The organism is Mesoflavibacter zeaxanthinifaciens subsp. sabulilitoris (assembly GCF_014191595.1).
GTDB classification, from domain to species: Bacteria; Bacteroidota; Bacteroidia; order Flavobacteriales; family Flavobacteriaceae; genus Mesoflavibacter; species Mesoflavibacter zeaxanthinifaciens.
In genome coordinates this window covers 222,428-236,823 of sequence record NZ_JACHWV010000003.1, presented here as the reverse complement: position 1 = coordinate 236,823, position 14,396 = coordinate 222,428, and the positions used below count along the sequence as shown (strand labels likewise).

Here is a 14,396-nt window from a genome sequence, read left to right as displayed (position 1 = left end):
TATATTTATTATTCAAAGATAATTATAAGATGAAACCCATAGATATAGCCAATCATAAAATCACGCAAAAAGTTCAAATAACCGATTTACCAAGCAGAGTTGATTTAGGCGCAGATAAAAAAGAAACCGAAAAAGCTCTAAAAAAAGTAAGACGCAACTTAGGCGAACTTCAAGATACCATGTACGCACACGGAAAGTACTCGGTTTTAGTATGCTTACAAGGTATGGATACAGCAGGTAAAGACAGTTTGATACGTGAAGTTTTTAAAGATTTTAATGCACGAGGTGTTGAAGTTATGAGTTTTAAAGTACCAACCGATTTAGAGTTAAAACACGACTACCTTTGGCGTCATTATTTACATTTACCTGCTCGTGGTAAATTTGGTGTTCACAATCGTACACATTATGAAAATGTCTTGGTAACACGCGTACATCCAGAATATATCTTAAATGAAAAGTTACCCTTTATAAATAGTGTAGAAGATGTAGATGATGCTTTCTGGAACAAACGATTCGAGCAAATCAAAAACTTCGAAAATCATTTAGCAGAAAACGGAACCATCATTTTTAAATTCTTTTTAAACCTATCAAAAGAAGAGCAAAAAAATCGATTATTACGACGTTTAAATTTAAAACGTAAAAACTGGAAATTTTCTGCTGGCGACTTAAAAGAGCGTAAACTTTGGGACAATTATATGGCTTGCTACGAAGATGCCATAAACCGTACTAGCACAAATAATGCACCTTGGTACAATATTCCTGCAGACGATAAACCAACTGCGCGATTAATCGTAGCCTCTATTTTATACGACACATTAAAAGAATACACAGATATTAAAGAGCCAGAATTAGACGAAGAAACCAAAGCTAATTTGCATCTTTACAGAGAACAATTAAATAACGAGTAGTCTTTTTTGGGCGTTACCACAAGGGTTGCGCTTTCACTACTCGCGCTCTATGAGGCGCTCAAACAAACCGTTTAATCGCTAACGCAACAATCATGAAACAGCTTACAATAATCGTAACACTATTACTATTTGCAAACATCAATGCGCAAACAGATCAAGATGTATTAAAAACAATTTATACACAATCTTTAACCAATGGTAAAAGTTATCAATGGTTAGACCATTTATCAAACAAAATAGGCGGTAGATTATCAGGCTCAGAAAATGCAGAAAAAGCAGTACAATACACAAAATCTGAATTAGAAAAATTAGGTTTAGATAAAGTTTGGCTACAACCGGTAATGGTACCAAAATGGGTTAGGGGAGAAAAAGAAGTGGCGCATTTTATTACTAATTCAACAACTATTAATGTAAATATTTGTGCACTTGGCGGATCTATAGCTACGCCAAAAAATGGACTAACAGCAAAAGTTATTGAAGTGCAGAATTTTGATGAGTTAGCAATATTAGGTGAAGAAAAAATAAAAGGAAAGATTGTCTTTTACAACAGACCGATGCAAGCAGATTTAATACAAACCTTTATGGCATATGGAGGTTGTGTAAACCAACGTTATGCAGGTGCAATGGAAGCTATAAAATACGGAGCAGTTGGCATAATTGTACGATCTATGAATTTACGTCAAGACGATTTACCTCATACCGGAAGTATGTCTTACGGAGATTTACCAAACAATCAACACATCCCATCTGCAGCAATTAGTACAAATGATGCCGATAAACTTTCAGAAGCCTTAAAAAAAGACAGTAATCTAAAGTTTTATTTTAAGCAAAACTGCCAGCAGTTTGATGATGTTTTATCTTACAATGTTATAGGAGAAATTACAGGAACAGAATTTCCTAATCAATATATGATTGTAGGTGGACATCTAGATTCTTGGGATTTAGGAGATGGATCACATGATGACGGTGCAGGCGTAGTACAATCTATGGATGTTTTAAGATTATTAAAAGAAAGTGGTATTAAACCAAAACACAGTATTAGAGTTGTGTTGTTTATGAATGAAGAAAACGGATTACGTGGTGGAAAAAAATACGCTGAAGAAGCAAAAGCTAATAAAGAAACTCATGTTTTTGCTTTAGAAAGTGATGCTGGCGGATTTACACCTCGTGGATTTAGCTTTGATTGTAGCGATGCTAATTTTGAAAAAGTATTAAGTTGGAAATCATTATTTAAACCTTATCTCATTCATTATTTTGAAAAAGGAGGAAGCGGTGCAGATGTAGGACCATTAAAAACAACAAGCAATGTTTTAGCAGGGTTAAGACCAGATTCTCAAAGGTATTTTGATCATCATCACGCAGCTAACGATACGTTTGACGCAGTAAATAAAAGAGAGTTAGAGTTAGGTGCAGCAACTATGACTAGTCTTATTTACTTATTTGATAAATATGGTGTAGATAATATCCCAGAAGTTAAAGAATTTAAAAATTAAAATAAAGAGTAATGAAAATATTAGGAATGGTAGGACCTTGGCAAGTATTAATTTTATTAGTTGGTTTATTATTACCAATAATAGCCTTAGTAGATGTAATAAGAAGCAATTTTAAAGGGTCAAATAATAAATTAATATGGGTGTTAGTTATTTTGTTTTTAAATATTTTTGGGGCTTTACTGTATTTTTTAATAGGTACACGTCAAAAAATAAAAAAATAGGGTAATGCAAGCAAAACTACATCAGATACATCCTGTTTTACCTGTAAAAAATGTATTAGAGTCGTTAAAGTTTTATGTCAATAAACTTGGGTTTACTATCGCTTTTGCAAATGATAGTAAGCAACCAACCTATGCAGGAATTAGACGTGATGATATAGAAATACACTTACAGTGGCACGATGCAAAAGAATGGGACGTTGAGGTAGACCGACCAATGCTAAGAATTGTCACAGAAAATGTTGACATCCTATTTCAAGAATATAACTTTAAAAACGTTTTTAATAAAGATACCAAAGTTAGAAATACAGATTGGGGAACAAAAGAGTTTGCTTTTTATGATATTGATAAAAATGGTTTAGTATTTTATCAAAACAATTTATAATTAAGTAAATACTTCTTCTGTTATTGAATATAGTTTTTCCCTAGATATAGGTTTAACTATATAGTTACTAACCATGTTATATGTTTTTGCTCGTTCTATATCTGTTGGATTTACAGAAGAGCTAACAATATAAACCTTTATTGTTTTTTTTGTTTTGATTCTTATAAATTCATCTAAAAATTGCCAACCATCCATAATTGGCATGTTTAAGTCAAGTAAGATTACATCTGGTAATTCTTCTTCGTTGTAAAGTTTAGATTTTATTGCACGTAAAGCTTCTTTACCGTTATAAAAAAACTTAACCTCTTCTGAGAAGTCTGTTTTATTAATAAGTTTTTTTGCTGTGAAGATGTATATTTCGTCATCATCAATTAAGTAGGTAAGTTTTATTTTTCTCATAACTTAAAGTGTAGATAAAAAGTGGTTCCTAGGTCTAGTTTGCTTTTTACGGTAATTTTACCTTGCATAGCTTCTATTTCGTTCTTTATTAAAAATAGACCTAATCCTCTAGAGTCTTTGTTTTCATGAAAAGTATTATACATACCAAAAATCTTATGTTTATTAAGTTTTAGGTCTATTCCTTTTCCTTTATCTTTAAATTTGACTATAAAGAATTCGTCTTTTAATAAGGAGCTTATTAATATTTCGGGGTCTTTACTGTCCTTTTTGTATTTAATAGAATTAGAAATTAAATTTAAGAAAATACTTTCAAAATAAGCAGGTATTGTTTTTATGTTTATGTTACGATCAACTTTATTGACAATTTTAGCATTTGAAGATTTGATTTTACCTGATAAGCTTTCTACTATTTTATTAATTTCTTCATATACATTAATTTCTACAAAGTTTTCTTTTAAATGAATATCAGTTTGTGCAACTTCATTTAAATTATGTATTGTTTCGTTAAGTTTTGCAGACGCTTTAGTAAGCATAGGATAAAACTCGTTTTTCTCTATTTCAGGATATTCATCCTTCATAAGATTTAGCAACATGTTAAAGTTAGTTGAGTGTGATCTTAAATTATGAGATACGATATGCGCAAAGTTTAATAAACGCTTATTTTGGTTAGTTGTTATCTTTAATAAAGACTTAATGTTAATCTCTAGACTTTTAGAAGGTGTTATGTCTTGAAATAGACCATAAAGTTTAACGCATTTATTACCTGAATGTACAGGGTAACCTATGGCTCTTACCCATTTTTTATTACCTTTTTTAGTAGTTATTTCTAACTCAAGGTCATAATTTTCGTTCTCAATAATAGCGTCATTAACAGCATTAGTAATTCTCTTCTTGCTATCTTCTTCTGTATAAAACTCTATTGCATTTTCTAAATTAGGGACAAAATCAGCTTCTACTTCATGTATGTCTTTAGTAACTTCACTCCATGTAAGATTATTATTTTCAATATCATATTCCCAACTACCAATAGTTGCAGCTTGTTGTATGAATAAAAATAAATCTTTGTGTGAAATGTCTGTTTTTGGGAGAATAAAATCGTTTTTCAATTTAAAATGCTATTAATCAGTTTTTTTTAAGGGACTTCAAAAATAGCTTTTTTTTTTTAATTAAAAAGGATAATGATTATCTATTCAATTTTAATTTCTATTTGATTTTTTATTATATCTTCAAACGTTTCTCTTTTTCGTATAAGATGCGCATCTCCATTATACACTAGTACTTCTGCAGGTCTGTATCTTGAGTTGTAATTGCTTGACATACTATAACAATATGCACCAGCGTTACTAAAAGCTAAAATGTCGTCTTCGTTAATCTCCTTAATTCTTCGATTATTTGCAAAAGTATCAGTTTCGCATATGTAGCCAACAACACTGTAAAAACGTTCGCGTCCATCAGGATTAGAAATGTTTCTTATTTCGTGTTGTGCGCCATAAAGCATTGGTCTAATTAAGTGATTAAAACCACTATCTACTTGCGCGAAAACAGTTGATGTAGTTTGCTTTACAGCATTTACTTTTACTAAAAATTGTCCAGCTTGACTGACTAAAAATTTTCCAGGTTCAAAAGCTAGGGTTAATTTTTTTCCATAGTTTTTGCAAAACTCATTAAACCTTTTACTTAGTTTTTCTCCTAACTCTTCAATATTTGTTTCTATATCACCGTCTTTATATGGGACTTTAAAACCAGAACCAAAGTCTATGAAATCTAAATTTTTAAAATGCTTAGCGGTATCAAATAAAATCTCACTAGCATATAAAAACACATCTATATCTAAAATATCACTGCCAGTATGCATGTGTATACCATTAATGTTCATTTTAGTATTCTCTACAATACGAAGTATGTGTGGGATTTGGTGTATAGAAATTCCAAATTTACTATCAATATGACCTACAGAAATATTAGTATTACCACCAGCCATAACATGTGGATTTATCCTAATACAAACTGGTGTTTTTGGGTGTTTAGTACCAAATTGTTCTAAAATAGAAAGGTTGTCAATGTTAATTTGTACACCAAGTTTTGCTGCGGTTTCTATTTCTTCTAAAGAAACTCCATTTGGTGTGTAGATTATTTGTTCTGGTTTAAAACCAGCCTTTAAACCAAGCTGTACTTCTTGTATGGAAACAGTATCAATTCCTGATCCTAATTTTTTCATTAATTTTAGTACAGAAACATTAGATAATGCTTTTACAGCATAGTTAATTTTTAAACTTTTAACATTACTAAATGCAGCTGTTAATCTATTATATTGACTAACAATTTTATCGGCATCATAAACGTAAACAGGACTACCAAAGTCCTTAGCAATTTGTAGAAGTTGACTGTTTTCCATACATCAATTTTTTGTCAAAGGTATTTTTTTAGAAGAATAAAAAAAGGAATACTTTATAATATTACAAATTTGATACAAAATGTTAATTATTTAACAAGTAGAAAAATTCTATTTAAAAGAATTATCTTTTTTAGCTCCTAAATATTAGGGTAAGTAAATGTGATTATTTATTTTTGTTGAACTTAAAATTTTACTCTAAACAAGATGAATTTACACGAATATCAAGGAAAAGAATTATTAAGCAGTTTTGGTGTACGTATCCAACGCGGATTAGTTGCCCAAACAGCAGACGAAGCAGTTGCAAAAGCTAAACAATTAACAGAAGAGACTGGTACAGGTTGGCACGTTATTAAAGCTCAAGTTCACGCTGGTGGACGTGGTAAAGGTGGCGGAGTTAAACTTGCTAAAAATCTAGACGAAGTTAAAGATATAGCTGGTCAAATTATAGGAATGGACCTTGTAACGCCTCAAACTTCTGCCGAAGGTAAACGTGTTCACCAAGTATTAGTAGCAGAAGATGTATACTATCCTGGAGATTCTGAACCAAACGAATTTTACATGTCTGTACTTTTAAATAGAGGTAATGGTCGTAACATGATTATGTACTCTACAGAAGGAGGAATGGATATAGAAGAAGTAGCAGAAAAAACACCTCATTTAATATTTACTGAAGAAATAGATCCAGCAACAGGAATTTTACCTTTCCAAGCACGTCGTGTAGCTTTTAACTTAGGTTTAAGCGGTACTGCGTTTAAAGAAATGACAAAATTTGTTACAGCATTATATACAGCTTACGACAAATCTGATGCTTCATTATTTGAAATTAATCCTGTATTAAAAACAAGTGATGATAAAATTATGGCAGTAGATGCCAAAGTAACTTTAGATGCTAACGCATTATACAGACATAAAGATTTAGCAGAATTACGTGACCTACGTGAAGAAAGCCCAATTGAAGTTGAAGCTGGAGAATTAGGATTAAACTATGTAGACCTTGACGGAAACGTTGGTTGTATGGTTAACGGTGCTGGTTTAGCAATGGCTACAATGGATTTAATTAAGCAAGCAGGTGGTGAGCCAGCTAACTTCTTAGATGTTGGTGGTACTGCAGATGCTGCTCGTGTAGAAGCTGCTTTTAGAATTATTTTAAAAGATCCAAACGTAAAAGCTATCTTAATTAATATATTTGGTGGTATTGTACGTTGTGACCGTGTAGCACAAGGTGTTGTAGATGCTTATAAAAATATGGGTGATGCAATACAAGTACCAATTATTGTAAGATTACAAGGTACTAACGCAGATATCGCTAAAGAATTAATTGACAACTCAGGATTAGATGTATTAAGTGCAACTGAATTCCAAGAAGCTGCAGATAAAGTACAAGAAGTATTATCTTAATACTTTAAATAGATATAAATTAAAAAGAGCAACTTAATAGTTGCTCTTTTTTTTTATTTGTTTTTATTGTCTTATAAATGTAAACCACATTCTGTTTTTGGGTTGTTATTCCATCGACCAGATCGGTCTTCTCCAGGAACAGTACAATGCTTGCAACCTATAGAGTGATACCCTTTAGATACTAAAGGATGAAAAGGAAGTTGATGCTCTTCAATATAAGCATCACGCTCTTCTTTTGTTACATCTAAAAGCGGATAAAATTTTAAAATATCACCTCTTAGTTCAAAAATATCCAAAGTAGCTCTGTGGTCACTTTGCCATTTCATTAAACCAGAAACCCAAACTTTATATTGGTTTTTAATAAGGTCTAAAGGCTTTACTTTGTTTATAGAGCAACAAAAGTCAGGGTTTTTTCGCCAAGTTTCGTCTTTGGTAGTAAACTCATGTTCTTCTTTTAAAGCACCTATAGAAGCAACATTTAAACCATATTTTTTAGTTAATGCTTCTTTATATTTTAAAGTATCTTCAAAATGATAACCTGTATCAATAAAATATACTTTTTGAGTTTTGTTTACATCAGAAACTAATTTTAATAAAAAAGCAGATGTTGCAGCAAAAGAGCTGGTTAACATCACGTCTTCTTGTTTAAAATCTTTATACAGTTCTGCTATTCTTTGAGTAACCGATAAGGTTTTGTACTTTATATTTAGCGCTTTTATTTCTTCTTCAGAAATGTTAGGCTTAACTATTGTTTTGGGAGTTGTCTCGAACATAATCAATCTTTACGAACTTGCAAGATAGCAATGATTTTTTGGATATGAAATTTGTCGAAAAATTTTTAAGTAATTACAATAAAAACTAAAGTTTAATTATTGAATTGTCTGTTTAATGGTGTTTTTAATACAATATAAAAACTTATTTATTAGTCTTTTTTTGACTTTGGCTTATTAAAGTTTTTCTTGTTATTAAATTTTTTTGGATTTGTTTTTGTTGTAGGATTACCTTTTGGTTGCTCTCCTTTTTTAGGCATTGGTCCACGTAAATGAATAATAAGACCGTTTAAAAAATTACGTAAGATTTGGTCGCCACATTCTACATAATTAGGATGATCTTCACGTCTAAAAAAAGCACTTAATTCAGACTTTGTAACTCTAAAATCAACAAGAGCTAAAATTTCAATTATATCAGTATCACGAAGCTTATGAGCGACTCTTAGTTTTTTGAAAATATCGTTGTTTGTCATGTTTAAGTATTTGAAAATCAATAATTAAAACTGTATTTTTATTGGGTTATAAAGATAAAATACGTTTAAATACGTTGTAAAACTACTCATTTTTCGATAAGTGGCACACTTTTAACGACTATAAAAAAAACATAATACGTAATTTTATAAAAGAAAAAAATAGTTATGTCTAACCGAGTTGAGAAATTAAGTCTTTTATCAGAAATGATTGCTTTTGCAAAAGAAGATGATACTTTAAAGCCTATTGAGTTTAATTTTTTATTAGGTGTATCTAAACAACTAAACATTTCTAGAGAAGATTTTGATTATTTAATTTCAAACCCGATAGGAGGTATTACTTTAAAATCTTATAGTGAACGTATTGTACAGTTTCATAGGTTAGTTTTATTAGCTCATTTAGATAGTAGTAAAAATCCAGCAGAAGAAGCTAAACTATTTAATTACGGACTTAAAATGGGCTTAAATCACGATTCTATATTGCGTGTTCTTTATCTTATGGACGGTTTTCCTGACCGTATGGTACCAGCAGCAGTTTTAATAGACATTTTTAGAACCCAGTATAACTAGCTTTTAATTGCCTCTAATTTTTCTTGATAGGCTTTAATCTCATCACGTAATTGTGCAGCAACAATAAAATCTAAAGCTTTTGCAGCTTGCTCCATAGTTTTTCGTTTTTCTCTAATTTTCTTTTCTAGTTCAGGTTTGCTTAAATATTCGCTTTCTGGTTCTGCAGCTTTAGCAGCTTCCAACTCATAACTATAAGTACTAACAGAGTTTTTAGCTAAAACACTATCTAAGTTTTTCTTTAAAGCTTTTGGTGTGATATTATTATCTGTATTGTAAGCAATTTGTTTTTGGCGTCTGTACTCAGTTTCGTCAATGGTTTGTTGCATGCTTTTGGTTATTTTGTCTGCATACATTATGGCTTTACCATTTAGGTTACGTGCAGCACGACCAACAGTTTGGGTTAAGGATCTGTTAGATCTTAAAAATCCTTCTTTATCGGCATCTAAAATAGCGACTAAAGATACTTCTGGTAAGTCTAAACCTTCACGAAGCAAGTTTACACCAACTAATACATCAAACAAACCTTTACGTAAGTCTTGCATAATTTCAACACGTTCTAAAGTATCTACATCACTATGTATGTAACGTACACGTATTTGAATTCGGCTTAGGTATTTTGTTAACTCTTCAGCCATTCGTTTTGTTAGGGTTGTAACTAATGTACGCTCGTCTTTTTCAACACGTTGCTGGATTTCTTCAATTAAATCATCTATTTGATTTAAGCTTGGTCTTACCTCGATAATTGGATCTAATAAACCTGTTGGTCTAATTACTTGCTCTACGTAAACACCATCTGTTTTTTCAAGTTCGTAATCTGCTGGCGTTGCAGATACATAAATCACTTGATTTTGTAATGCTTCAAACTCTTCAAATTTTAACGGTCTGTTATCCATTGCAGCAGGTAATCTAAACCCATATTCTACTAAATTTTCTTTACGACTTCTATCGCCACCATACATAGCGTGAACTTGAGAAATGGTCACATGACTCTCGTCTACGACCATTAAATAATCATCAGGAAAATAATCTAATAAACAGAATGGACGCGTACCAGGCTCGCGACCATCTAAGTATCTAGAGTAATTTTCTATACCAGAACAATAGCCTAATTCTCTAATCATTTCAAGATCAAATTCGGTACGTTCTTTTAGTCTTTTTGCTTCAAGATGTTTACCAATATCTTTAAAATAATCGTGTTGCTTAACTAAATCATCCTGAATTTGTCTTATTGCGCCTTGCAGTACATCTGGAGATGTCACAAACATATTGGCAGGATAAATGTTTAAGCGATCATAATGCTCTATGACTTCGTTAGTTTGGATGTTAAATTGCTCTATGTCTTCAATTTCGTCACCAAAAAAGTGAATTCTAAATGCATCATCAGCATAACTAGGAAATACATCTATGGTGTCTCCTTTAATTCTAAAATTACCATGTCTGAAATCTGCTTCGGTACGAGAGTACAAGCTTTGAACTAACATGTGAAGTAGTTTAGTGCGTGATATTTCTTGATCAACTTCTAAACTTATTACGTTTTTTTGAAATTCAATAGGGTTACCAATACCATATAAACATGAAACAGATGCAACTACTAAAACATCACGTCTACCAGAAAGTAAAGACGATGTTGTGCTAAGTCGCATTTTTTCGATTTCTTCATTAATTGATAAATCTTTTTCTATATAAACACCTGATGTTGGTATATAAGCTTCTGGTTGGTAATAATCATAGTACGATACAAAATACTCTACAGCATTATCAGGGAAAAACTGTTTGAATTCAGAATATAACTGAGCTGCTAAAGTCTTGTTATGTGCTAAAACTAACGTTGGTTTTTGTACTTCTTCTATAACATTAGCAACTGTAAATGTTTTACCAGATCCAGTAACACCAAGTAAGGTTTGGTATTTTTCATTATTATCTAAACCACTTGCTAATTGCTTAATAGCTTGTGGTTGATCACCTGTTGGCTTAAATTCTGATTTTATTTTGAATTTCATATTGTAAAATTACTGAATAAAAATCAGATATTTTCTTTTATAAAAGTTAACGTTTTAAGGTGAAGTGACCTTTAAGCTGTTCTCCAGATTTTAAGTTAATAAGATACCAATAATCGTTAGTAGGTAAAACGTTTCCGTTATACATACCATTCCAACTTAAATGAACAGTAGAAACTTGTTTTAATAATTTTCCATACCTATCAAAAATGTAAATTTCTTTTATGATTTGATTAGGATCTATAATTTGCCAAACTTGATTGTAAGCATCTCCGTTTGGAGTGAAATACTTAGGGATGAAAAGCTCATTTACAACAGAAACATTTATATCAAAATTTAACTGTCTAACTACACAGCCATTAATATCTCTTACAAATAATGTGTAAGTTCCGTTTGATAAGTTTGAAAAAATATTACTGTTTTGATAAGTTGTATTGTCTAAAGAATACTCATAAAATATAGTATTGTCTGACATAGAAACTGTTATAGTATCTTCAATAATTGTTATGTTGTTTTGATCTAAAGTGAAATCAATATTTAAAACTGTTACCGTAAAGCTAGACTCGTTGCTACAAGTATTTGGCGCAGTACCAATTTCATTATAAATATAGATAGTTTGTGATGTAGAAATAACATCTCCAGCGTTTAGCATGGTTCCGCTACCGTTAGCACCAGAAAAATAATTACCGTTAGTTAATGTTGGTAAAGTATAATCTTGACAAACGGTTTGGTCAGCAATCGTATCTACTGATGGATTACCAGATATTGTTACAGTAAAGCTAGACTCGTTGCTACAGGTATTTGGCGCAGTACCAATTTCATTATAAATATAGATAGTTTGTGATGTAGAAATAACATCGCCAGCGTTTAGCATCGTTCCGCTACCATTGGCACCAGAAAAATAATTACCGTTAGTTAAAGTAGGTAAAGTATAATCTTGACAAACGGTTTGATCTGAGATTGTATCAACAGGCGGATTACCGGATATTGTTACCGTAAAGCTAGACTCGTTGCTACAAGTATTTGGCGCAGTACCAATTTCATTATAAATATAGATAGTTTGCGATGTAGAAATGATATCGCCAGCGTTTAGCATCGTTCCGCTACCATTGGCACCAGAAAAATAATTACCGTTAGTTAGAGTAGGTAAGGTATAATCTTGGCAAACGGTTTGGTCTGAAAGAGTATCAACTTGTGGATTACCAGAAATTGTTACCGTAAAGCTAGACTCATTGCTACAAGTATTTGGCGCAGTACCAATTTCATTATAAATATAGATAGTTTGTGATGTAGAAATGACATCACCAGCGTTTAGCATGGTTCCGCTACCATTGGCACCAGAAAAATAATTACCGTTAGTTAAAGTAGGTAAGGTATAATCTTGGCAAACGGTTTGATCTGAAAGAGTATCAACTGGTGGATTACCAGAAACTGTTACAGTAAAGCTAGACTCGTTACTACAAGTATTTGGCGCAGTACCAATTTCATTATAAATATAGATAGTTTGCGATGTAGAAATGATATCGCCAGAGTTTAACATGGTTCCGCTACCATTGGCACCAGAAAAATAATTACCGTTAGTTAAAGTAGGTAAAGTATAATCTTGACAAACGGTTTGGTCTGAGATTGTATCAACAGGTGGATTACCAGAAATTGTTACCGTAAAGCTAGACTCGTTACTACAAGTATTTGGAGCAGTACCAATTTCATTATAAATATAGATAGTTTGTGATGTAGAAATAATATCTCCAGCGTTTAACATCGTTCCGCTACCATTGGCACCAGAAAAATAATTACCGTTAGTTAGAGTAGGTAAGGTATAATCTTGACAAACGGTTTGGTCTGAGATAGTATCAACTGGTGGATTCCCAGAAACTGTTACCGTAAAGCTAGACTCATTGCTACAAGTATTTGGCGCAGTACCAATTTCATTATAAATATAGATAGTTTGCGATGTAGCAATAACATCGCCAGCGTTTAGCATCGTTCCGCTACCATTGGCACCAGAAAAATAATTACCGTTAGTTAATGTTGGTAATGTATAATCTTGACAAACGGTTTGGTCTGAGATTGTATCAACATTTGGATTGCCTGAAACTGTTACCGTAAAGCTAGACTCGTTACTACAAGTATTTGGCGAAGTACCAATTTCATTATAAATATAGATAGTTTGTGATGTAGCAATAACATCGCCAGCGTTTAGCATGGTTCCGCTACCGTTGGAACCAGTAAAATAATTACCGTTAGTTAGAGTAGGTAAGGTATAATCTTGGCAAACGGTTTGGTCTGAAAGAGTATCAACTTGTGGATTTAAAATATAAAGTTGAGCGGTATTACTGTATAAATTGCAATCTGTAGAAACCATTTGACAGTAATATTGACTGTTATCTAAAGCAGTTGGTGCATTTGTAATCGATAAAGTATTAGTGTTAACTCCAGAAAAAATAGAGTCGTTATTTAATGGAACCCAAACACCAACAGAATTTAAAGTAAACCATTGGTAAGTATACGAACCTGTGTCTACATTTGTTGTAAAACTTATATTTGAATTATCACAAATTGTTTGAGAGTTTGGATGAGTTATCGTTGGGTTGCTATTATTAAAATTAGTTGTGTGGCTATCTAAATCACTACAATCTTCTGTTCCTGAGATAGACCAGTCTGATGCGTTAAAAATACTAATAGGAGCAATAGCGTTAGGGTTTCTTATAAAACTATAGCCTCTTTCGTTTAAAGCTTCAACAGCATCTATAACAACACCGTTTTTAAGTAATTTAAATTCATCATTATCGTTAAAACCAGAACCAACACTTTCGTCTGCAGAAACCGAACAGGTATTTCCATTGCTACCCATTTGCAAGATATAAGTTTGTTGTGGCCCAATGGTGTTAACTAAAGGAACAGTTATAGAAGGTGTAGCATTACCAATATCTCCGTAGCGTTCTATATCATAAATGCCATCTAAAGTTACAGTAGTGTTGGAAGGGTTGTAAAGTTCTATAACTCCATAACTTCCAGGTTCTGAGTCATATATTTCTGAAATATAAATTTCGCTAGTATTACAAGAAGAATCTAATACATTTATTTGCGTTGCTGCTGTTGTAGAACAACCACCAGAAGTATTTATTATTAAATCTGATAAACCATTAGTTCCTGTAGGAATAAAAACTTCTATATGAGTATTGTCAATAATGTTATAAGTCGCAGAAATGCCATCAATAGTAATTTGAGATGTTGTAGAAAAATTGCTGCCATTTATAGTAATTAACGTGTTTGCGGGACCAGAACTAGGGTTAATTGTATTAATTATTGGGTCTGGACAACTTGTAGCTAAAAGCGTATTACTAGAAAGAACTATTAATGCTAATAAAAAATAAATATGTTTCATTTGTA

The 14,396-nt window shown here is 31.9% G+C and carries 13 protein-coding genes; 6 read left to right on the top strand and 7 right to left on the bottom strand.

The window, feature by feature from the left end:
- Window positions 1-29: 29 nt before the first annotated feature.
- From FHS04_RS05810 to FHS04_RS05795, 4 genes are all read left to right on the top strand, one after another.
- On the top strand, window positions 30-908 hold the full coding sequence (locus FHS04_RS05810; protein WP_106679261.1) for a PPK2 family polyphosphate kinase: 879 nt from the start codon (window positions 30-32) through the stop codon (window positions 906-908).
- A gap of 92 nt (window positions 909-1,000) precedes the next feature.
- On the top strand, window positions 1,001-2,401 hold the full coding sequence (locus FHS04_RS05805; RefSeq protein WP_106679263.1) for a M20/M25/M40 family metallo-hydrolase: 1,401 nt from the start codon (window positions 1,001-1,003) through the stop codon (window positions 2,399-2,401).
- A gap of 11 nt (window positions 2,402-2,412) precedes the next feature.
- Window positions 2,413-2,622 carry a PLD nuclease N-terminal domain-containing protein gene (locus FHS04_RS05800; protein WP_106679266.1) on the top strand — a complete coding sequence of 70 codons (210 nt, stop codon included), beginning with the start codon at window positions 2,413-2,415 and terminating at the stop codon, window positions 2,620-2,622.
- A 4-nt stretch (window positions 2,623-2,626) separates the two neighbouring features.
- The gene (locus FHS04_RS05795; protein WP_106679269.1) at window positions 2,627-3,004 is read left to right on the top strand and encodes a VOC family protein; all 378 of its coding nucleotides are present in this window, start codon (window positions 2,627-2,629) and stop codon (window positions 3,002-3,004) included.
- Here FHS04_RS05795 and FHS04_RS05790 read toward each other — a convergent pair whose 3' ends face one another.
- From FHS04_RS05790 to lysA, 3 genes are all read right to left on the bottom strand, one after another.
- Window positions 3,005-3,403: a response regulator gene (locus FHS04_RS05790; protein WP_106679271.1), complete on the bottom strand. Its 399-nt coding sequence runs from the start codon at window positions 3,401-3,403 to the stop codon at window positions 3,005-3,007.
- Window positions 3,400-4,509, bottom strand: coding sequence for a sensor histidine kinase (locus FHS04_RS05785; protein ID WP_106679274.1), 1,110 nt, complete (start codon window positions 4,507-4,509; stop codon window positions 3,400-3,402). Before FHS04_RS05785 ends, FHS04_RS05790 begins: the two co-directional genes overlap by 4 nt.
- An 80-nt stretch (window positions 4,510-4,589) precedes the next feature.
- Window positions 4,590-5,798: a diaminopimelate decarboxylase gene (gene lysA / locus FHS04_RS05780; protein ID WP_106679276.1), complete on the bottom strand. Its 1,209-nt coding sequence runs from the start codon at window positions 5,796-5,798 to the stop codon at window positions 4,590-4,592.
- Between the two features lie 204 nt (window positions 5,799-6,002).
- On the opposite strand from lysA, the gene sucC reads away from it, so the two are divergent.
- Window positions 6,003-7,196: an ADP-forming succinate--CoA ligase subunit beta gene (sucC, locus tag FHS04_RS05775; protein ID WP_106679278.1), complete on the top strand. Its 1,194-nt coding sequence runs from the start codon at window positions 6,003-6,005 to the stop codon at window positions 7,194-7,196.
- A gap of 71 nt (window positions 7,197-7,267) precedes the next feature.
- Here the strand turns inward: sucC and FHS04_RS05770 are convergent, their stop codons facing one another.
- Window positions 7,268-7,969 carry a phosphoadenylyl-sulfate reductase gene (locus FHS04_RS05770; RefSeq protein ID WP_106679280.1) on the bottom strand — a complete coding sequence of 234 codons (702 nt, stop codon included), beginning with the start codon at window positions 7,967-7,969 and terminating at the stop codon, window positions 7,268-7,270.
- Between the two features lie 149 nt (window positions 7,970-8,118).
- A complete protein-coding gene (locus FHS04_RS05765) occupies window positions 8,119-8,439 on the bottom strand; it encodes a DUF1456 family protein (RefSeq protein ID WP_106679282.1) in 321 nt (106 codons plus the stop codon).
- A 165-nt stretch (window positions 8,440-8,604) separates the two neighbouring features.
- Here FHS04_RS05765 and FHS04_RS05760 point away from each other — a divergent pair, with 165 nt between their 5' ends.
- Complete coding sequence (locus FHS04_RS05760) at window positions 8,605-9,006, top strand: hypothetical protein (RefSeq protein ID WP_106679284.1); 402 nt, start codon at window positions 8,605-8,607, stop codon at window positions 9,004-9,006.
- Here the strand turns inward: FHS04_RS05760 and uvrB are convergent.
- Window positions 9,003-11,006, bottom strand: a complete 2,004-nt coding sequence (gene uvrB / locus FHS04_RS05755) for an excinuclease ABC subunit UvrB (RefSeq protein ID WP_027880784.1) — start codon at window positions 11,004-11,006, stop codon at window positions 9,003-9,005. The two genes, FHS04_RS05760 and uvrB, sit on opposite strands and share 4 nt — an antisense overlap.
- A gap of 46 nt (window positions 11,007-11,052) precedes the next feature.
- Window positions 11,053-14,391, bottom strand: a complete 3,339-nt coding sequence (locus FHS04_RS05750; protein ID WP_106679287.1) for a T9SS type B sorting domain-containing protein — start codon at window positions 14,389-14,391, stop codon at window positions 11,053-11,055.
- Window positions 14,392-14,396 lie beyond the last annotated feature (5 nt).